This window comes from Tolypothrix tenuis PCC 7101 (assembly GCF_963874875.1).
GTDB lineage: Bacteria > Cyanobacteriota > Cyanobacteriia > Cyanobacteriales > Nostocaceae > Aulosira > Aulosira tenue.
This window is the reverse complement of record NZ_CAWNJS010000001.1, coordinates 7,329,076-7,350,043: the sequence shown is the minus strand read 5'-3', so window position 1 is coordinate 7,350,043 and position 20,968 is coordinate 7,329,076. Positions and strand designations below refer to the sequence as shown.

Genomic DNA, 20,968 nt, shown 5'->3' with positions numbered 1-20,968 from the left:
AGGCTGCACCAATGAAAAACATGGGTGCGATCGCTAGAGATGATAGCGTAAAAAATAGCAGATTCATCTGTGGCAAAATCTGTAAAAATTGAAATAATCGGTAGTCAAAATACTGCTAAATCGGGTGTTGTACATGAACTATCCTCAAATTCAATTTAGCGAGCGCAAGTCTGAAATTGATCTAGAACAACTGCAACAGCTATTTAATATCTGCGCCTTTTGGGCTAGAGAACGTAGTATTGAAGATTTGAGTATAGCGATTAGCAACAGCGAACCAGTAATTTCTGTATGTGATGGAAACCGACTGATTGGCTTTGCTCGCGCCACTTCCGATGGAATTTATCGCGCCACAATTTGGGATGTTGTCATTCATCCAGACTATCGTGGTACAGGATTAGGCAGCAAATTAGTAGAAACAGTCTTGAGTCATCCTCGGATGCAGGTTGAGCGTGTTTATCTCATGACTACTCACCAGCAAGGTTTCTACGAAAAGATTGGTTTTCAGCGGAATACAACTACCACTATGGTGTTATATAACCAAGCTAACCTTGAGCCTCTACCGGCTGAGGAAATTCAGCTTCAGGAATTACGAGGGGGATAGATACCTGCAACCTAGTGATTTCTGGAATTTCTGCTTGATTGGTTGGAAATGGCACAATTTCCAACTTTCCTCCCATCTCTTCCAACAAGGTTTGATTGAGTAATAGCCTCATTCCTGGAGTTAATGTAGAGTTCTCTGTTTTGTCCAAAATAGCTGTGTCTGGCGAGTCCAAAAAATCTATCGATTTAATAAAATCTATAGACTCGCTCCCAGGTAGAGTATGAATTGGCACATCTAGCCAAATATATACAGAATTCTTATTAGGTGAAAGAGCGCTAGAAATGGAGATACCGCCTTCTTCCATTTGAGAAATACTGGTGTCTACTAAGCTAATTAAAACCTGCCGTAGCCACCGAGGATCTGCCAAAACATAAATTCCTAGATCTGGCGGCGACACTTGCAACTTAAAGTTACGATTCGCCGCCAGCATATAAATTAATTTATCAACTTCTTGTAAAACTTCTTTAAGTGATAGAGGTTGAATATCTAATTTATTGGTTCCATGCTCAACTCTGGCAACATTGAGAACTTCATCCATCAATTTGAGCAACTTAAGCGCTCTTTCGTGAGCTTGAGCAACAAATTCTCGCTCTTCTTCTGGATTTTCGCATAAATCTGACAAAATTAATTGATGTAAACCAATTAACCCATTAAGAGGCGATCGCAATTCATGGGTAGTCCGCGCTAAAAAACCCGCTTTAAACTGGCTCATCTCCTTTGCCATTTCGTATGCGAGTTGTGTTTGCTGTAGCTGTGGAAAATGCTGTGGCTGTGTTGTTTCTACTAGCTGATTGCTAGTTCTAGTGTTGTTAGATTTGGGAAATAACCACCGTAAACTTATACCCAATGCCAGCCCCGATCCTAAATATACCCAATTAATCCAATCCATAATATTCAGCAGTTATTCAGCTTTATTTATTGATCGCCAAGGCTCAAAATCAAGTTCCGACTTCTCATGATTTATAACGGTAAAATTGCCGATGTTTTGCAGAAGTGAGAAAAACTTAGACAAACCAATAATGGTAAATAAAGATACCATACCCTAAAAAGTTATGGCAGTTGTTGATTTAAACCAGACTGTACCTAGAAGTAATACAAATTGAATTTGGCGAAAAGGTGTTCGCATAGCATCTCCGCAGGAGAAAGGGAAAAGGGTAAAGGTTTTTTCTTTCCCTTTCACCCTTACCCTTTTCCCTACAAGTATAAAGAGATAGCTAATTTGTTGATATAGCTATAACTTGATCGTACCTTGTCGCAAAATTTGCCAACTCGTCCCCGTCCATTTAGCCACTGTCGAAGGTACACCTATTGCTGACACTTCCGTTTGAGATTCTGTGGTGATTAAAGTCAAAGCTTCAGGAAACTGAGCATCAATTTCTGCCATCGTCTGCAAAGGTGGCTGTCCAGAAAGATTAGCGCTGGTGGTAGCCATAGGGCCTGTTTGCGCCAAAATTTGTTGAGCGATCGCACTTGCTGGTACTCTAATTCCGATTGTGGTAGGGTCTGTAGGGTTCATCTCCTTTGGTACTAAAGCTGATGCAGGTAAAACCAAAGTTAGGCCCCCAGGCCAATATTTAGCTGTTAATTCTTGCCATATTTGATATTCGCGATCGCTTCCCTGGACATAAGGCCACAAATCTGTTCCGCTAGCCGCCATCAAAATCAACGGTTTATCTTGATTGCGCTGTTTAGCTGCAAATATTAAAGCCGCTTTTTCTGGTAACGTTGCCAATGCGGGAACCGTATCTGTAGGAAAGCTAACTAAATTGCCAGCACGTGCGCCAGCTACCAGTTCTGCCAAGGAAACTTGTGTCATCGGAAGTATGAAGAAAACTCCTAAATATTATGAGGCTATGGTACAAATGCTTGCATTTTTATACCAATTTGAAAAAAATGCGACAGTAGGGGTAAGGCACTGCCCATTGGTGTCAACTGAAGCTATAAGCTATATACGGCGCGTGTTGTACAAAAACCCTCGCCCTCATCCCCTAACCCCTTCTCCCCCAGGGAGAAAGGGAATTGATCTCTTGCTCCCCTCTCCTAGTGGGAGAGGGGCTGGGGGTGAGGGCGAAACCTTGCAACCAAGCGGGTTTCACGTTAAGTTGACACGTATGGGCACTGCCTTGCCCTCGAGAATATTATTGATGTGTCGCAAACTCAGAATTGGATTCCATGAAAGCTAAAAGGGAAAGGGTTCAAGGCTGTTCTTTACCTTTCCCCCTTACCCTTTTCCCTTTAACCCAAAACTTGACAAAGTAATTAGAGGCTAAAACCTCCAATTTTCCGCCTTTTACCCTTCATCCTTTAGATAAGCTAAGGCAAAACGTTCAATTCCCTCTAAATCAGAATGAATTTGAATATTTCTATAGCTACCGTGATTTTGCAAAATTTCTCGCACGCTATCAGCTTGTCCTGCCATCATCTCAATTAGCCATACGCCACCAGGCCGTAAATAGCTAGGAGAGATTTCAATTAAATGGCGGATGCAATCTAAGCCATCACCACCACCATCTAAAGCTAAATGTGGTTCATGGCGAATTACTTCTGGTTGTAGGGTAGGTAAGGCACTGGTAGGAATATAAGGCGGATTCGATACCATCCCACTAAACTGACCTTTCATCGGTGTTAGTGGCTCCCACCAGGAACCTTGATAAAACCTAATTTTGTTGGCAAATCCCAACTTTTGGGCATTTGCCGCTGCGATCGCCAAAGCTTCAGGACTGTAATCAACGGCGTGAATGGTTGACTCTGGAAAGACACTTGCTAGTCCGAGAGCGATCGCTCCACTACCAGTACCTAAGTCCACCCAATTTCCTTTTGTTAATGATGGGATAGTGCCAGCAGTTGCAGCTGCTGTTACAGCTAAATCAATTAAGCATTCCGTTTCTGGCCGGGGAATCAAAACTGCGCTCGATACGGCAATTTTAAACTGTCGCCAAGGTGTAACTCCTGCGATGTACTGTACTGGCAAGCGATCGTGTAACCGCCTTTGCCACAATCGATCCAAATCTTCTAAAGACAACTCCAGTTGAATTTGAGGCCAATTTTTGTACGATTCCAAACGGAGTGCCAAGCGATCTAAACCAGCTATCTCTTGTAGTAGCCAATCAACTTCCGCTACTGAAACATCTGTGGCGATCGCAGCTTGAATTGCTTTCTGTCGCCACTGCCAAAGTTGTAAACCAGAAATTACTTTTGGCTGTGTATCCGTCATGCTTTCAGGTTATCGAGGCTTGGGAGCTTGTGTATTATTCCGCGCGGGAGCCTTGGGTGCATTGGCATTATTATCTCTAGGCAGAGTCTTGATATATTCTCTAGATTCTGGAGATGGCACTAAAACAACTTGATTCAGCCAAGGATCGTTTTTATCCTGTAATGTTTTAATGACTCCGTCTACATCAATTACCTGAATATCCGCTTTGGGATATTTTGGCTTAACTTGGTTTAATAAACCCTGTGCGTCTTGCTTACTTAAAAACAAAGGAATCAACTGCTGTTCGTTAGCAGTCAGTTTAATAGGTACATATCCTTGATCCGGTGCAAATCTTACCGCGAAAACAGGCACGCTCTTAAACTGATCTACCTTTTGACCACTTTGGCGTAGCAAGTCCACGGCCCCTTGAATTTCCTGATCTACAGGTTTAAAGGCAAATAAAAGACGGTTGGGTTGGTTTTTACTTTGTTGTAATTGCTGATAAATTACCCCCAGAGGCACTGCTGTCACCTGGAGACTTTTAAGCATTTCTTGAATTTTCGGATCTTTTTCTTTGGTATTTCGCAAATCGTTGATAAATTTTTGGGCTTCTTGTCGGCTCAAATAAACTCCTGTCACTGAGCCACCAGCTTTTTGCCCGTTTTGATTTTCTGGTAAGGGACGACTGAGGGGTAAACCTTTTTCATTCGTCACCAAATAAACAGGTACGGAATCTAACTTGTCTTTTATTTGCTGTTCAGACAATGCCAGCACTGGTATATTGCCTGCAAAGACTGATCCTAGGAGTGTACTGCCAACTAGACCTAATGTTGCGCCCCAGCGAACCAATGATTTCATGACTACTCCTCGTGTCAACAATTTAATTCTTTCAAGCAAACAGTTGGATTTGCAAAACCAACTTGTTTTAGTTATATAGCAATCCCTTAAAAATGTGAAAAATTGCTGCTATCTATTGCATGTAAATAGACAACCCTCAAAAAGTAATATTCTCCAATAATTTAGGATTGCTACAGGATCGCCTTCACCTATTGATGATGCTTAAATGCTGCTTACTCAATGTTAACTAGGCTATTTTTGCTCTTGGGGAGAAAATGCCGTAGATGCTTATTATATGGTGCGATCCAGACTGGATAAATTGCTCAAATTATTTCAGCGCTAAATGTCATTTGATTTTCTTTACCCTGCTATAAATGACGACATTATATAGTGAATCGTTCCAATTGCCTTTAATTTCAAATCTACTGAAATTTATCTAGCTATGTATAATATTCAGGCTCTAGATAACTAGCTGCTAAACTGACAATTTAGTCTACAATCGCTTACACAATAGCCTAAGAGCAGCAAAGCTAAATTACACTTCTCCGAAAAAATATCTAATTTAGCAGCACATATATTGGACAAAACAAACCCTCCCATTAACTATCGATTTTTTTTATTCAATAATTAAAAAACCGTAGCTCAATTTATAGAACTACGGTTTTTTTAATGATTATCTGAATCGGGATGACAGGATTTGAACCTGCGGCATCCTGCTCCCAAAGCAGGCGCGCTACCAAGCTGCGCTACATCCCGTTAATCAATCTATCTTTCAGTTGCGCGATCGCATTCCGGAAAAATAGCTTGAGCATTGAACAACTACCAAAGTTACTAATCAATTCGGTAGCCGAGCAAAGCACTATGCTAATTATATCAGACTTAGCAGATATTGGCTAACTTTTTTTCTGCATCTGCCAATAGTCTAGATTTTATCAGCTTTTAGCACCCATAAATAATTAACGCCAACCAAGGTTAACCATCAAGGTAGTTGCTGGCATCTCAAATAAACCTTTTAAAACTAATTTTTAGGAGATTTTGCCTATATTAACTAAATTAAAGTCGCAAGTTGGTGATTTCTCTCAAAGATTTAATGAGGATACCAGAACATACCTTTTATACCTTCTGGGTCAGCCATAAAACCCATAGTCCGATAAAAATCGACTACATGGGGGTCAGCAAAGAGAGTCACATTGCTAATCTCTTCGCTTCTGAGTTTTTTGAGGACATATTTCATCAACGCTTTCCCCAGTCCTTTCCCTTGAAAGTCTGGGTGAACTACCACATCCCAGATTGTGGCATTAAAAGCATGATCGGAAGTAGCGCGAGCAAAACCAATGAGCCGCCTTTGGTTTCCACGTACTTGCCACATTGTGGCGACGAGAAAACTATGCTCAATAGCTTTTTTAACTTTTCGCAACGGACGACGCGACCAACCAACGGCATCACAGAGTTCTTCGAGTTCATACAAGTCAATCTCTCGCTCTGTGCTAAAGACAATGCGATCGCTACTGGGGCTAGAGTTGCCCATCACATCCGCACTCATCTCTTCAAAGGCACCTGTTCTGCTTGCCGCAGTAGATTCAGAAGTACTAAACCAAGTTTTCCAAAAACCCATGCCAACGCGGTTCGGGTAGTATAACTGAATTGGTTACCACTATAAAAAGTGGTGATTCACGTTTCACAAAGCCAGTACCATCTAGTATCCCTCACACTCAAGGTTGTTTTGGTGTTTTGCGGATGCTCAATGGCAACACTCTGCTAGGGCGTGTTTCGCACCAATCATTTTCAACTTTAGCATTTTGTTGCAAAGCTAGGAGAAATTCACCAAAAGGGAAAGATAAGTAGAGTGAATTTTATATAAGGATTAATGACTGAGTATGAGAAATAGGGAAATAATTAGTCGCCAGCGCCTATCTTTATATATATGGAGAAAAATTATAGGTAACCGTATACTGCAACACCTGAGGCGTACTGATTTCTATCCAGCGCATTTATTCGTGGAGTTACCCAGTCCTTAGTGCCCATTGTTAATCTCTAATTTCCTAGCCCCAGTTTCTAGTCCCCAGTCTCTTGTTGACTTATCTTGCGAGTCTTACACCAAAGATGGCTTCTGGTTTAAAATCTTCCACACTGGAACTTCTAAAGCGCTTTAATCGAGCGTTTCCCCAGTTTTATGAACAGTTTGTTAGCAGTGAAATTCAACTACAAAACTTACGATTAGCCTACCGTCTCTATAAAACCAGACGCGCCGTAATCGAGTTAAAACCGGAAGGTAGTAAAAGTGCCCTACATTTTGCCTACCGTAACCAGTCTTTTCTCCTCAGCGATATTTTTGGCGTGCTGGCGGCTTATGGGCTAACAATTCATGGTTTGAGCTTATACGGTCAAATTCGAGCGCCAATGCTAGTTTTTATCAAACTGCTAGTGTCTCGCGGTAGCAAAGCTTTGACCGAAAAAACCGCTGATAATGTCTGTCGAGCAATTCGTGAGGCATTAGGAGGACGGTTTGAGGTAGAAGAAATGCTGGCTGTAGAATTCAATCTCGATAGCGGCTTAGATTTAGTACAGACAGAATTCTATGTCGATCCGGTCTTTCATCTCCCGGCCCTAGTTATTGAGGCTGATAATCAGCCAGGATTATTCTACAAAGTCATGTACGCCATCTGGCAGGAAGACCTGTTGGTAGTCAACGCCAACTTACTAGTTTGGCGTGGACGTACAAGGCTGATTCTGTATTTGCTGGGGCCCAACGAAAGCTTGATTCCCGAATATTTAGGACACAAAATTGCTGAAGGAGTGCGGCACAGGCTATTAGGTAAATAAATTAAGAATTATTAATTAAGCAGGAGAAAATTTTTCCACCTTTGCCGTTTAGCCTTCATCCTGTAATATTGCGTATTTAGTCGTACCCGCCCTTAAAGGTACGATATTAAGTATGGCAACCATCGAAATCTTGGGTGTTCCCCACGCATACGAATTAACAGCTCCTACCTCTTGCCCTCATACTTTAGTTTTTATCCACGGTTGGCTAAATAGCCGTGGATACTGGCAGCCTGTTATTTCGCGGCTGTCATTAGATTTTCAGTGCTTGTCTTACGATTTACGGGGTTTTGGTGAGTCACGGTCCCAGCCAGAAACGGATTTTAACCGAGAGCAAATTTCTGTAAATCTACCTCCCACTCCCAGTAGTCCAGTTGGCTCCAGCTTCGATCCTCTATATACTCCATCTGCCTATGCTCAAGATTTAGCAGTGCTGTTGCAGCAGCTAAATATCACTAGTGCTTGGCTGATCGGCCACTCTTTAGGTGGGACGATCGCTCTTTGGGCAGCAGCACAAATGCCTGATTGTATTCAGGGAGTCATCTGTATCAATGCCGGTGGTGGTATTTATCTGAAGGAATCCTTTGAGCAGTTTCGTTCGGCAGGGCAGCGATTTTTACAGATACGTCCGCGCTGGCTATCACAAATACCTTTGATTGATTTGCTGTTTACCAGAGCCAGTGTAGCGCGTCCTTTAGAGCGTTATTGGGCACGTCAGCGAGTGATTGATTTTGTCGTAGCCGATCCAGAAGCAGCTTTGGGATCGCTGTTAGATTCGACAACCGAAGAAGAAGTTAACCGCCTACCACAATTAGTTTCCCAACTGAAGCAGCCAGTTTATTTCTTAACGGGAACCAACGACAAAGTGATGGAACCCAAGTATGTTCGTCACCTAGCTAGCTTTCATAGGCTATTCCAATACTCTGGCGACAATGTGATAGAAATTCCTGATTGCGGTCATTTGGCAATGTTAGAACAGCCAGAGGCGGTGGCGAGTCATATCAGCTCAATTGTTGAAGCCTAGGGATGAGGGAGGAGAGGAAGCAGAGGGAGCAGGAAAGTAATAACCGATGCCCCATGCCCTATGCCCTATGCCCTATGCCCACTAACCTTGTTGATATAAATTCATCACCTGAGCCAGCGATAACCTAGATTCCACGCCCAGCGTCAGAGGAGAGGTATGCCCTCGCGATAAATGTTCGGCGGCGGCACAGGCAATCATGGCAGCGTTATCTGTACAAAATTTTAACGGCGGAAAGAGGACGCGCAAGTTATGCTCGGCAGCAGCAGCTTGTAAATTTTTTCTCAGTCCGCTGTTAGCTGCTACACCTCCACCCACAGCAATTGTACTGAGTCCATAATCTAAGGCACAGGCGATCGCTCTTTTGGTAAGCGATCGCGCTACAGTTTCTTGAAAGCTGGCTGCAACATCGGGTATGGGGATGGGAGTATTATTCTTCTCTAGTTGCTGCACTAACCGCAGTACAGCTGTCTTCAAGCCACTAAAACTGCCGTCATAGCGATGATATCCCCCACCAGGGAGGGAAACTTTGCCTTCTGGCAAAGCAAAAGCTTGGGGATTGCCTGTTTGTGCCAATTGATCGATTACTGGCCCTCCTGGATAACCCAGCTTTAACAGCCGCGCTATTTTGTCAAAAGCCTCTCCCGCCGCATCATCACGGGTTTCTCCTAGGGTTTCGTATTTACCACAATCCTTGACATAAATCAAGCTTGTATGTCCTCCCGAAACGAGTAAGCTAAGGAAAGGGGGATTTAAAGTTGGCTCACTCAAGTAAGTTGCGTAAATGTGGCCTTCGAGATGGTGAATTCCCAAGAATGGCTTTTTTTGGATGATTGCTAAAGTTTTGGCAGCAGTTAACCCTACCAACAGCGCGCCGACAAGTCCAGGGGCGCAGGTGGCAGCTATGCCATCAATTTGCTCCCAGCTTAATTGGCTTTGCTCTAAAGCTTGAGCGATCGCCCAATTGATCGTTTCTAAGTGCTGGCGAGATGCTACCTCTGGTACTACTCCGCCATACTGCTGATGGATGGGAATTTGAGAAGCTATGATGCTGCTACAAACCTGACGATTGTTAACAATTGCTACGGCAGTTTCATCACAGCTAGTTTCGATTGCTAAAACGGTTGCCATTGCTACACAAGAATTATGAGTATTGAATGGGGAGTCTAAAGTCCTGGGTTTTGGCGTTCAGTGAGCAGCCTTGAATATGCTCAAATATTACGAAATTTTACTCGGCAGTTGGCACGCTGAACTCAGAACTCAATAGAAACTTAGTTGAGAAGCTTTAACTTTTATTTACTTAAACTTTACTCGGTTCCCCGGCAAGAGTATGATGACTTGCTAGTTATCTAAATAAACACTGTACAAGCCGCTTCGTTTTGTACAAAAAACTTTTTGTTTTGTAATAAAAGGAAACAACTCCATGCGACGATTGTTTGCTTTGGCTTTAGCGATTTGTCTTTGGTTCAATTTTGCCCCACCTGCGAAGGCACTGGGGGCTGATCTGAAACCATGTGCAGACACTCCCGCTTTTCAAGAGCTAGCAAAAAATGCCCGGAATACTACCGCCGATCCCCAATCAGGCCAAAAACGGTTTGAGCGTTATGCTCAAGAATTGTGCGGACCTGAGGGTTACCCCCACTTGATTGTGGATGGTCGTCTCGATAAAGCAGGTGACTTTTTAATCCCCAGCATTCTCTTCCTTTACATTGCTGGTTGGATTGGTTGGGTAGGTCGTACTTATCTACAAGCCATCAAAAAGGCTTCTGATACTGAACAAAAAGAAATCCAAATCGACCTCGGTTTGGCGCTACCAATTATAGCAACAGGCTTTGCTTGGCCTGCCTCTGCTATCAAAGAATTACTCTCAGGTGAATTAACCGCTAAGGATACAGAAATCCCCATTTCCCCACGCTAATTCATCACCATTAATTAACTTGTTTTGGAGGCTAAATTCATGGCAGACAAAGGCGATAGCTCATCATATTTGATTAAGTTTATTTCCACGGCACCTGTAGCAGCTACCATTTGGTTAACAATTACAGCCGGGATTTTGATTGAATTTAACCGCTTTTTCCCAGACTTACTTTTCCACCCATTACCATAATTAGAAGACATCTTTTCAAATTTGAATTTGTTGTCTTCTGTCTTATATCCTGTAGTTATATACTTCAACCTCATGGGGTGAAAATATAACTATAATAGGCGTTATCAATAAATGAAACTCGTAATGCTGTCAACAGGTTGCGAGTTTCATTTATTGAAATTAGCTAAATTAATTTTTCTAAACTTATCTGCCAAAAATCACCGTTAGATACAATTATTATTAATATGAAACTGCCACAATTCTAAATTTAGAGGCAACATAAAATATGCAAGCAGTAGATGCATCCAAAAATAATCCCAGCGATCCTAGAAATCGTGAGGTTGTTTTTCCCGCAGGACGCGATCCACAAATAGGTAACCTCGAAACACCAGTTAATTCTTCTCCCTTAGTGAAGTGGTTTATTGGTAACTTACCCGCATATCGTCCTGGGCTTACTCCTTTTAGACGTGGGCTAGAAGTTGGTATGGCTCATGGTTACTGGTTATTTGGGCCCTTTGCTAAATTAGGCCCACTGCGGAATACACCCAGTGCTGACTTAGCTGGCTTACTTGGAGCAGTTGGCTTGGTTGTACTTCTGACCGCTGCTTTGTCTTTGTATTCCCACAGCAATCCTCCCAAAGCACTTGCTAGCGTTACCGCTGGTAATCCTCCAGATGCTTTTACTAGCAATGAAGGCTGGAATAACTTTGCCAGTGCTTTCTTAATTGGTGGTATTGGTGGTGCAGTAGTTGCTTACTTCTTAACAATTAATTTGGCACTCATTCAAGGCCTAGTAGGTTAAATTTATCTGTTTTCATCCCACCAATTGCTGTGGTGGATGAGAGCGAACATAGGGCATAGGGTATGGGGTATGAGATATGAGACAAATATCAATGCCCTGTTCTTTATGCCCCAAGTATTTTGCTGGCTGTTCATCCCATCCTGAAGTGGGATGAACAATCAAGCGCCGACTAACTGTAATAAAGCCAACAAGGACAGATAAAACAGCCCGGCTGTTTTATCTGTCCTTTTATCTAGTGAATTATGAAAGCGCTCAAGCTGGGAATAAAAATGCCAAATTACCCGAATAATTCTGCTTCTAACGCATTTAAAGCGGTTTCAAAATCGTCATTAACGATTTGAACATCAAATTCATCTGCTGCTTGAATTTCTTCTTGAGCGCGGCGCAGACGACGAGCGATCGCTTCTTCAGAATCTTGGGCGCGACCGCGTATCCGCTTTTCCAGTTCCTCGAAGGAAGGTGGCAATATAAAAATGCTATGGGCACTAGGGAAAGAAGCACGAATTTGTCTTGCTCCTTCCAACTCAATTTCTAGTACCACTAACTTTCCAGAATTGACCTGGTTAAGCACAACTTCACGGGGTGTTCCGTAGTAATTACCAGCAAATTCTGCCCATTCCAAGAATTCGCCTTGGGCCACTAATTGTTCAAACTTGCTACGGCTCACAAAATAATAATTTTTGCCGTTGATTTCCCCAGAACGAGGAGAACGAGTCGTCATGGATACAGAATAATAGAGTTCCGGATGACGTTGCAAAAGTACACGCATTAAAGTACCTTTGCCAACTCCACTGGGACCAGTTAAAACAATCAGCCGGCCATGAGGCAGGCATTCTTTAGTAGTAGCAGCACTCTGGATGGGTAGAACTTGCATCATCCGCTAAACCTGTGAATTAATCGATAGACGGGATTTCTTAGTCTAGTATTGGTTAACTTGTAACTTTCGACTAAGAAATTAGTAACAGGGGTCACATAAAATATCGTCTAATTCACATAGTACTGCCGATGTGGTGCAAATAGGGTAGGGCTAATAGCCCACCCTGATTTAATTTTCTACATTTTGATGTTCGCGGGAAATTACGAAGCGATTCGCTACAGTTTCTGGTTGAATCGCTGACAAAATGACGTGGCTGGAATCGGTAATAATCACAGCTCTCGTCCTCCGACCATAGGTTGCGTCAATCAGTTGACCTCTATCGCGGGCATCAGTGATGATCCGCTTAATCGGTGCAGACTCTGGACTAACAATGGCAACTACGCGGTTAGCAGATACGATGTTGCCAAAACCTATATTAATTAATTGAATTTCCATAAATAAACGGATACCAAATGGTCTGTGAGCAGTCAGTACATAATTATTTCCATGTTATCCCTAAAAAATTCGAGTTACAACGCTTAAATTAACGTTATTCCTAGTTTTTATATAAAAATTGCTATCTTTAGCGATTTCTACACTTATTTACCTGAAAATCATCCTAAAGATATATGCGAAATAAACCTTAGACAAATTATACTTACAGGTCTTTTTTAATACATAAACCTATTAATACCAATTCTCGACAATTTGGCAACAGGTTAAAACCCTCAAACATGGATTATTTGAGATTTTCGTCATTACGGATTGATACGCAACATTTATCAGCGCATATCCCCTAAAAAATTTTTGTTACGCATTGATTATCAGTAGAAGCGCGTAATGATGTGCTGATAATTCCTCAGAATTAAATTCATTGCTGCAAACAGAGGACACAAAAGCAACTTGTGTAATTAATTGTCTTTAGTCACTTACCGACATATTTGTCGCATTCGATTTTCCCACTGGGATAAGGGTAAAAAAACAAAAAAGTAAGGGATAAATCATAATTCCCTTACTTCAAGTTGCTAAATCTATCAGATAGAGAACCTAAGTCATCGGTTTTTTAAATTCGGTTTAGTGGTGGTAGTTGTTACTTCTTGCCATCGTTGTCGTAGCTGCGGCAAATTAGGAGTATGGCTACCATAACGCCACTTTACATAGGCTTGACAAATTTCATCAATTATCTGGGCATTACTTGGTGAATGATGCTGGTAAGCGACTCTGGCATACTCTAAGGGTGTTTGTGCAGGATGCTTGCCTAAACCTTGTTTTGCTGTCCATTGCAGCATTTGTTGATAAAGGCTTTCCATTGGTGATAATCTCTTTAACCATCGGCGGTTTAGCCACTCGCGCCACTGTACCCAACCCAGCCAAGTAAAGAAAGCGGTTGTGGTGGACAAGATTAAGCCAGTCAATACACCTAGCCAACCTTGAGAGAATAAAGCAAAAAACCAAGCGATCGCTTTACTCAAAGAGATAAATATTGTCCCAAATAGATAATCCAGCCAGCCTTTAACAGGGGAAGGTAACCAGCCAGCCACCCAGCGCCACAGTTGATTGAGTACGCTAAAAGTCTGAGTATCTTCTATTGATGGGGGTAGCAGAGGATGGTTGGGAATTGGATCGAAGGCAAACCAGCCATATTTAGGAAAGTAAACTTCTGTTATGGCATAGGCATCTGTATTCCGGACAACATACATCCCCGTAAACGGATTGAATTGTCCTGGGCTAAATCCTGCTACCAAGCGTGCGGGAATGCCTATAGAACGCAGCATGATTGTGAGTACTGTAGAGAAGTGGTCTGGGTAGCCTCCTTGATACTTAAACAAGAAAGTATCCACCAAGTCTTCCTTATCACCTAAATAAGGTAGCCCTAAAGGATCATCGGGAATAGAATAGTTTTGTTTTAAGTACTGGGCTAGGTAAAGAGTTTTTTCATAGGCAGAATCTAAGGTTTTATTTGACTTACCTACCCGTTCGTGATTGTAGTTAGCGAGTATTTCTTCTGTGCGTTGTTTAACTTTTTCGGCAATTTCTGGGGGAATTTGCAGATAATAATTTTTGATACTTTGGGGATATTTAGTAGAGGCTTGTCCTAAGTTAGTGCGATCGCGGTATGGGACTTCTGAAATGACTGTATAGGTGAGATCCTCTGATAATGCCACAGGCGATCGCAAGCCATTTTCTTTATCGACAGCGATGATCGATGTGGGGAAGTAAATTTCTTTGGGATAACTCAGTGCAGGGATTAAGTTAGGTAAATCTGATACAACTGTATAAGTTTGTACTATCTCTTGAGTTTTGCCACCAATAATTGGCCGCGGTAAAAAAATTTGGTAAGACCAAGGCGATCGCCGCAGGGTAGTAACATCTTCATTCCGAGATACTTCCCAGCCTTTACCTGTATAGCGATCAAATGCTAATACCCGCCAAAAACCCTCAGCCTGCGATCGCACCCGCATCACTACCTTGGGCTTCATTGCGCCCCGCAGGTTTTGGTTCATTTGGCTATTAAAGCCGTAATAAAAATTATCATCTATTTTGCCTGGTTGGCCGTTTGCGCCTTGCCCATTCCCATCACCATTGTTACCATCGCCTGGATTTTTGTTATTACCTTGGCGGACATAACCAGGATTAATAATGCTCCGACCTGTAAAATTACCTTTAATCGGAATAGAGGAACTAACGGGAAAAGTACGTAATTGATAACCAGGAAATCTCGGTAAAACCGCAAAAATCGCCAGCCCTAGAGCCACAATTAATGTAAATAGTAAAAAATAAAAAGGTAAAAGAGAAGATAATTTTTTCTCTTTTACCTTTGCTGATTTGAGGTTGAGTTTCTCCAAGCCCAGTCTGGAGCGATAATCTTGGACTAAAGTTGGCAGTGCGATCGCTAGAAATAACAACAGCACAGGCGCAAATGCTAAAGTCTGACTCAGGGTTGCTGCCACCCCTAGTAAAATTAGCCCAATGACAATTGAATAGCCCAAATCTTTCCGACGGGGCGTATCAAAGCTGTGGAGTATTTGAAGTTGAATCAGCAACTCTGCTAAACCCAACCGCGTATCATTTAATTCCCCTAATAACCGCCCAAAGAAAGCACCCAGTGCTACTAACATTCCTATGGCAATGCAGAACTTGACTGTAATATTGGCATTGCGGCGACTACGGTAACTCCAAATTGCACCCATAACACTTACAGGAATAGCCCAAAGACTAAAATTAGTCTGGGCAGCAATATCCGTTGCCTTAATTCCCGTAATTACCAAAGCTAACACTAGCACCCGTAAGGCAATTGAATCTTCCACTTCTATCAAAGGCGACTTCTGCTGATTTTGCCGCCAATCGTCATGTCCTACAGGTAGACGCCAAAACCGATTGATCCTGGATAAATTAAACATTTAAAGTACGAGCCAAGCGATGATGTAGACGCTAAGACACTATGCTGGGTATGGAAATTAACTAACCTGCCTCCAGCTACTACCCTACCCTACTCTATGGAAATGCCTTTAGCGAATGGGAATTTCCTAAGTAAAGTGGTAGCAAAATATAAATAGCATCTCTGTGAATCTACGCGTCTTGTGCTAGGTTCTACCAATCAATATATGTTTGCGTAGGCTCCCTCAATACCGCTTGTTGAAAAAAAAGATAAGTTTCAAAACCAGGATAATCTGCAATTATCTATTGACGTTTATCAAACTAGGGTGCTATTCATTACCATTTCACTTATGTTGGATTAATCACAAACAAAAGTGGCTGTTGGTCGATTTCTGGGAAATCCACTTCTAAGGTATAAGTTTGGTTAATGTGCTGGCAAGGTAATTCTACAATCAGGCTTCCCACGCTAGAAGAATGCGCTACGGCTTGGGTACCATTACCTTGAAGTTGGAAAATACCTCTTGTGGGTAACTCACCCTGAACGCGCAGTTTACTTTTCTGGGATTGGTATTCAATTTTCAGCTTCAGAACACCGACATTAGTCAGCCATTCTCTTTCTACCACTGGATTAGTGAGTGAGATGGGTATAGTTAAAGTCTCTAGTAGTTGCTTAACTGTGAGTAACGACAACGCCATTTGTTGAGATTCTTTTAAATCTGAGTAATCGTTCTGAAGATTAGGCATTGTCTCCAGCGCTTCTACAGATCGAGAAGGACTTCTCAGAACTAATCCAGCAATGCTGTTAAGGTTGTTTAGGGTTTGAGTATCGCTAGGGAATAACTCTTCTACAGCCTGAACTAATTTTGCCCCCAAAGGTAGGGAAGATGTCAGTAATACTTGACATTTTGCTAACAACTGACGGAAAATGCTTTCCGGCAGAGTAACTGGCAAATTCAGCCTTGACTGTTGTGCTATCCAACCCCAAGTAGGAACAAAAGCTACCGATGGTTCGTCGGCGTAATCCGGGTAGTCTACTAATTGTGTTTCCCAAGGGAATAAGGGAGGACGGTTTTGAATTTGAAGTTGTAACCGATGTTTAATGACGGCTTGAAAACGTTCTTGCACAGTAGGAATTTCTCCCAATTGAAAGGTTTGGGGTGTCCCACCCAACTCTTGCCTCCCACCTTCAAAACCGGTAGTTTGCTTAAGTGGGTTTTCCACCCCGTTAATTTCCTGACAATCTACCGAGGAGAACTCAGTGGTGGTGACATCTTCTGCCAACACCAAACTAAGTAATTGGTGATGAAAGGATTCTGAGTCACTATTCATGAGTAGATGCACCTGATCCGGACACTAAAGAGTTACGAATTTCCCAAGCTTGTTCAAGAATTTTAAACCAGCGTTTTTGTAGTTGAGCCATAGATAAACCTAAGGTTTTGGCAATTTTTTCATCAGGTTCTCCTTGTTGCTTCATATCTAGTAGAGACCGCTGTTTTTCATCTAGCTCTGCTGTATATGCTTGCCATTGCTGGGGAGTCAAACCTAAATTCGTCGGCAATGAAGCTTCTAACCATTCATGAACCAATTCCCAACGATGCAACAAGGCAAACCGAATTAAATGATATTTAAACCGTTGTTGTAAGTAATCCCTCTGGCGAGGGGTTAAGCCCAAAATCGACTCTATTTCCTGTGCTGAAAGATCCTGAAGGCGGAGACTGAAGTAATCAGCACAGTCGTTTTGTTGGCGTTGTTCCAGATAATTTAATAATTCCGTAATGACAACAGAGCGTAATGTGTCTTCTTCTGGTTCTGGTTCTGCTTGCGTAGCCATTGCCGAACGCAATTGTTGTACTGCTGGTTCTTCCCAAGAACCATCAGCCTCGTTAGCACTACCTTCTGAGGCTTGTTCTATATCTACACTTGTTTCTGGAGGTTGCTGTTGCGAGAAGGTTTGCGCTCGGAGAATAATTAGCTGCTGTTGTCGTCCTGGCAAAGGTATCCGTCGCTTACCATAGCGCTCGGTAAATGCCATATACTCTGCCAATTCCAATAGTGTTTGGGGGCGATAGGCACTACCCAATTGATTTTCGCGGCGGAAAGCGTTCAAAGCCTCCAAATAAAAGCTCTGTAGGAAATCTTCAATGATAGTTAATCGCCCTTGATAACTCAATTGCTTCTGAGGCGGGTTAATATAGCGATAAATGATGGCACTCAAAGTGCTATGTAGTTCGACCCTGCCCCGATTTGAACCCAACTGATAGTATCTAATACACTGTTGCAGTCGGTGTTTAGCTAGAGTCATTGCTGAATTTTCTATAGCACCGGAAGCTTGAATACGTTTACTCTCGGTGCAAATGCGGTATACTTCGGCGGCAATTCGTGTTGCCACATCATGGCAATTCCGCTCCGAAGCTTTGGTTGACTGTTTAAGCTCCTTGAATAGGAGTTGAAATATCACCTCCACGCCGATAGAATCTTCTCCCTGAATAGTTGCGGTTGCGGCTGAATTCATAGTCTCTGTTTTTAAAAGACCCTAACATACTTAAACACAACCTGTACGACCGTGGGTGTTGGCTTGATGATTTTGCGTATAAGCTAAACGCAGACCAATCCTGCATTCAAGATTTGGTTTAATTTATTATTCCCAACTTGGTTGGGTTGATCATACTCTGTTTTGATGTTATGGCCATTACCCAGGAGCCGTGGACAAGTCATTATGGATTTAGAAGCACAAATTCAATTGTTGATTGATAATGCACCTCACGATGGTATAACACCACAACTTGTTACAGCAATTGCCCCCGCTTTAAAGGCGATCGCTCATCAGTTAAGTCACTCTCAGTATTATATTCTCCAAAGTGTGGAGTCTGAGTGGGTTTTAACTACATTGAGCAATCGGGCAAACCCAAGATTAGAAAAACGTGTTATTTACGCATTTCCTACCTTAAAAGATGCCTCCCTAGCCTCATCTGCGGGGATTGAGGAGCAAGTAATAGCTACAGAAATTCCTGTAACTCATATTTTGTTCCAACTGGTGGCACTAGAAACCGTAGATAGTATAGTATTTTTTGAAACTTCTGACATGAGTACAAACGCTGTCGAAGTGCGGCGATCTGATTTACAAAACCGGATTCAGCAACAACTGCAAAAAAAGCGATCGCCAAGACAAGTACCACCTGATATTGCTTGAAGGGAATGGGGCATTGGGTATTTTCATATACTACCCAGTTTCTAGCCCCTAATCCCTAATACAGCCTACTCAGTACATAGTTAGCCATGTTAATTAAGGCTTGACGCGATTCTGAGGGTGGTAGAACTGCAATATGTTCAGTTGCGAGTTTTGCATGGTGATCTGCTAATTCTCGCGCCTGCTGTATTCCTTGGCTTTCTTGAATCAGTCTCAGCGCTTGCTCTAAATCTCCTTCTTGAGCAAACTCTCTCTCAATCAATACTTCTAAATAAGGTTTTTCCGCTAGAGCGAATAAAACTGGTGCAGTGAGATTTCCACTCTTGAGATCAGAACCCACTGGTTTACCCAAAGTCTCTACCGAACTCGTGAAATCGAAAATATCATCCACAATCTGGAATGCTAGACCCAGATGGCGACCATAGTTATACAAATGCTCGGCAGTTTCTGGGGATACATCACTGAGTATGCCAGCTGCTTTTGAGCTGTTGGCAATTAATGAAGCAGTTTTGTAATAGCTCTTGTTTAAGTAAGTTTCTATCGAGATATTAGTATCAAAGCGATTTAGTCCCTGCTGGATTTCTCCAGCCGCCAAATCCATAATCACTTCAGAAAGCAGTTTCACGACTTCTAAATTGTCCAAGTTGGCTAAATACCAGGAGGATTGGGCAAAGAGAAAGTCTCCTGCTAATACGGCTATGCGGTTCCCGAACAAACTATGAACAGTCGAGACACCGCGTCGCATTTGAGATTCATCCACCACATCATCGTGCACCAAGCTTGCTGTGTGGATCATTTCTGTAATCTCAGCTAAACGTCGGTGACGGGATGTAATGTCTTGTTCTAACATGGTCGCTCGCGCAATCAGCAGAACTATAGCTGGTCTAATGCGCTTTCCCCCAGCACCAAATAGGTGTTCGGCTGCTGCATAAAGTATGGGGTGGCGATTTCCAACTAGCTGTTTGAGATTATCTGCTAGTATTCGCAGGTCTGCTTCCACAGGGGTAAACAGGGAGGTGGCTGGGGTCATGGATGGGCGGACTCTGGCTTAGGTTACGAAAGTTTACATATCCTATACTCATTTTAAGATAACCCAGGGCCAGCGCAAACTTTTGATCCGGGAATACCTCACTCAGGACTCTTCAGTAATAGGCGAAAGTCTTGATATTCCTAATTTATTGGTTTTTTCATGTTGATTAAAATAGCGGACAGCGCAAAATTAACTGTCATCAGCAACCACAAAATTCTGAGAATTTTTCTCTAAGACATCGAAGTCTATTGTCTTTTAGCCCCTTTTAAGGAGATACTCGTCCCTAGTCCCCATAGCAAAAGTGTTAGTTCGTCAGTTAGAACCCTCTTCCCTGGGACAAGTTGAAGCATTGGCATTAACCTTTGGTAAATCAGGAATTACTCATGAGTGACTAAGGCTCTTGAAGTTCATCTGAAATTATTGAGCAAAATGTATCTTCGGCTACAGCAAAGAATTATAATTATCTGCATCTTAACTTTTTCAAGACAAACTTGAAATCTATCAAGTTTCTAGACTCTTCAGATGAGTTCACTATATCTTTACTGGTAAATAATAGGAATTACTTAAGTACTGCCGTATTATTTCGTAGTAATTGCTATTTTTAATACTTTTAAAAAGGTCTGCCTAAAAACAATTTTGGGGAGCTATATTTCTTTATTCAAAAAATTTATTATTTAAATTTTACTTACTGAGTTACTTTTATGACAACAAATCGATTCTGCTATTTATAATTTATTCGGTATAATTCAATACTTACGTTGTTAGTTGTTAAGCTAAATTTTTCTCACTTGTTTAAGCCATTGAGAAATTTTAAAATTTAGCCACAAAGTTGGCTTAAAAGTCGGGAACCTTGTGTTACGCTAAGATCTAGGGATTTTAAATTTTTCAGATATTCACTAGCCAAAAGTAAATTACCTTTAGGTAATTATACTCTTTAGGAGTTGTGAGTCAATAGATTGTCGCGGTTGAGTCAAGGGAGTAATTCCTGATTTAATAGCCGCGGCTTACAGCCTCTTGGTTTGGAGTTATACGCCATCCCTACAGGGAACAGCTCGGTTTTACTTGACATTGAGCTTTGGCGTAACTCCTGTAAAAGCGGTGTGAGCAGCAATAACACGGACTAGGTAGACTGCTGAAGAGAGTAGTTAGGGCTTGCC

19 protein-coding genes and 1 tRNA gene are annotated in these 20,968 nt (G+C 42.1%); 7 read left to right on the top strand and 13 right to left on the bottom strand.

All coding sequences use genetic code 11. From position 1 onward, the window contains the following. Window positions 1–133 precede the first annotated feature (133 nt). Complete coding sequence (locus AACU25_RS29025; protein ID WP_096581602.1) at window positions 134–601, top strand: GNAT family N-acetyltransferase; 468 nt, start codon at window positions 134–136, stop codon at window positions 599–601. Here the strand turns inward: AACU25_RS29025 and AACU25_RS29020 are convergent. The 6 genes from AACU25_RS29020 to AACU25_RS28995 all read right to left on the bottom strand — a co-directional run bounded on the left by AACU25_RS29020 (window position 543) and on the right by AACU25_RS28995 (window position 6,246). After that, window positions 543–1,490 carry a sensor histidine kinase gene (locus AACU25_RS29020; RefSeq protein ID WP_096581600.1) on the bottom strand — a complete coding sequence of 316 codons (948 nt, stop codon included), beginning with the start codon at window positions 1,488–1,490 and terminating at the stop codon, window positions 543–545. The genes AACU25_RS29025 and AACU25_RS29020 overlap by 59 nt on opposite strands. A gap of 342 nt (window positions 1,491–1,832) precedes the next feature. Beyond that, entirely contained in the window at window positions 1,833–2,417 is a 585-nt protein-coding gene (locus AACU25_RS29015) for an L-threonylcarbamoyladenylate synthase (protein ID WP_096581598.1), read from the bottom strand. 474 nt (window positions 2,418–2,891) lie between these two features. Next, the gene (gene prmC / locus AACU25_RS29010; protein WP_096581594.1) at window positions 2,892–3,815 is read right to left on the bottom strand and encodes a peptide chain release factor N(5)-glutamine methyltransferase; all 924 of its coding nucleotides are present in this window, start codon (window positions 3,813–3,815) and stop codon (window positions 2,892–2,894) included. 9 nt (window positions 3,816–3,824) lie between these two features. Continuing rightward, a complete protein-coding gene (locus AACU25_RS29005) occupies window positions 3,825–4,652 on the bottom strand; it encodes a Tic22 family protein (protein ID WP_096581592.1) in 828 nt (275 codons plus the stop codon). Between the two features lie 661 nt (window positions 4,653–5,313). Further along, window positions 5,314–5,387 (bottom strand) — tRNA-Pro (locus AACU25_RS29000). 331 nt (window positions 5,388–5,718) lie between these two features. Further along, window positions 5,719–6,246, bottom strand: coding sequence for a GNAT family N-acetyltransferase (locus AACU25_RS28995; protein WP_096581590.1), 528 nt, complete (start codon window positions 6,244–6,246; stop codon window positions 5,719–5,721). Between the two features lie 488 nt (window positions 6,247–6,734). On the opposite strand from AACU25_RS28995, the gene AACU25_RS28990 reads away from it, so the two are divergent. Then, complete coding sequence (locus tag AACU25_RS28990; RefSeq protein ID WP_045868119.1) at window positions 6,735–7,454, top strand: hypothetical protein; 720 nt, start codon at window positions 6,735–6,737, stop codon at window positions 7,452–7,454. Window positions 7,455–7,566: 112 nt separating this feature from the next. Next, window positions 7,567–8,475 (top strand): alpha/beta fold hydrolase, encoded by a 909-nt coding sequence (locus AACU25_RS28985; RefSeq protein WP_096581588.1) that lies wholly within the window; start codon window positions 7,567–7,569, stop codon window positions 8,473–8,475. 81 nt (window positions 8,476–8,556) lie between these two features. Here the strand turns inward: AACU25_RS28985 and tsaD are convergent, their stop codons facing one another. Continuing rightward, a complete protein-coding gene (tsaD, locus tag AACU25_RS28980; protein ID WP_096581586.1) occupies window positions 8,557–9,603 on the bottom strand; it encodes a tRNA (adenosine(37)-N6)-threonylcarbamoyltransferase complex transferase subunit TsaD in 1,047 nt (348 codons plus the stop codon). Between the two features lie 292 nt (window positions 9,604–9,895). Between tsaD and AACU25_RS28975 the strand changes: the two genes are divergently transcribed. From AACU25_RS28975 to AACU25_RS28965, 3 genes are all read left to right on the top strand, one after another. Then, window positions 9,896–10,390 (top strand): photosystem I reaction center subunit III, encoded by a 495-nt coding sequence (locus AACU25_RS28975; protein WP_045868122.1) that lies wholly within the window; start codon window positions 9,896–9,898, stop codon window positions 10,388–10,390. 39 nt (window positions 10,391–10,429) lie between these two features. Further along, complete coding sequence (gene psaJ, locus AACU25_RS28970) at window positions 10,430–10,579, top strand: photosystem I reaction center subunit IX (RefSeq protein ID WP_045868123.1); 150 nt, start codon at window positions 10,430–10,432, stop codon at window positions 10,577–10,579. Window positions 10,580–10,844: 265 nt separating this feature from the next. Continuing rightward, window positions 10,845–11,360, top strand: a complete 516-nt coding sequence (locus AACU25_RS28965) for a photosystem I reaction center protein subunit XI (RefSeq protein WP_096581584.1) — start codon at window positions 10,845–10,847, stop codon at window positions 11,358–11,360. 277 nt (window positions 11,361–11,637) lie between these two features. Here AACU25_RS28965 and gmk read toward each other — a convergent pair whose 3' ends face one another. The 5 genes from gmk to hetZ form a co-directional block, all read right to left on the bottom strand. Further along, window positions 11,638–12,237: a guanylate kinase gene (gene gmk, locus AACU25_RS28960; protein WP_096581582.1), complete on the bottom strand. Its 600-nt coding sequence runs from the start codon at window positions 12,235–12,237 to the stop codon at window positions 11,638–11,640. 168 nt (window positions 12,238–12,405) lie between these two features. Then, window positions 12,406–12,672 (bottom strand): extracellular matrix/biofilm regulator RemA, encoded by a 267-nt coding sequence (gene remA / locus AACU25_RS28955; protein WP_045868126.1) that lies wholly within the window; start codon window positions 12,670–12,672, stop codon window positions 12,406–12,408. Window positions 12,673–13,268: 596 nt separating this feature from the next. Then, window positions 13,269–15,617 carry a transglutaminase TgpA family protein gene (locus AACU25_RS28950; RefSeq protein ID WP_190445798.1) on the bottom strand — a complete coding sequence of 783 codons (2,349 nt, stop codon included), beginning with the start codon at window positions 15,615–15,617 and terminating at the stop codon, window positions 13,269–13,271. Between the two features lie 325 nt (window positions 15,618–15,942). Continuing rightward, complete coding sequence (locus AACU25_RS28945; RefSeq protein WP_096581580.1) at window positions 15,943–16,923, bottom strand: PatU; 981 nt, start codon at window positions 16,921–16,923, stop codon at window positions 15,943–15,945. Then, entirely contained in the window at window positions 16,916–18,106 is a 1,191-nt protein-coding gene (gene hetZ, locus AACU25_RS28940; protein WP_045868128.1) for a heterocyst differentiation protein HetZ, read from the bottom strand. Before hetZ ends, AACU25_RS28945 begins: the two co-directional genes overlap by 8 nt. 204 nt (window positions 18,107–18,310) lie before the next feature. Between hetZ and AACU25_RS28935 the strand changes: the two genes are divergently transcribed. Continuing rightward, window positions 18,311–18,784 carry a hypothetical protein gene (locus AACU25_RS28935; protein WP_096581578.1) on the top strand — a complete coding sequence of 158 codons (474 nt, stop codon included), beginning with the start codon at window positions 18,311–18,313 and terminating at the stop codon, window positions 18,782–18,784. Between the two features lie 55 nt (window positions 18,785–18,839). On the opposite strand, the gene sds is transcribed toward AACU25_RS28935, so the two are convergent. Beyond that, on the bottom strand, window positions 18,840–19,811 hold the full coding sequence (gene sds, locus AACU25_RS28930; protein WP_096581576.1) for a solanesyl diphosphate synthase: 972 nt from the start codon (window positions 19,809–19,811) through the stop codon (window positions 18,840–18,842). Window positions 19,812–20,968 lie beyond the last annotated feature (1,157 nt).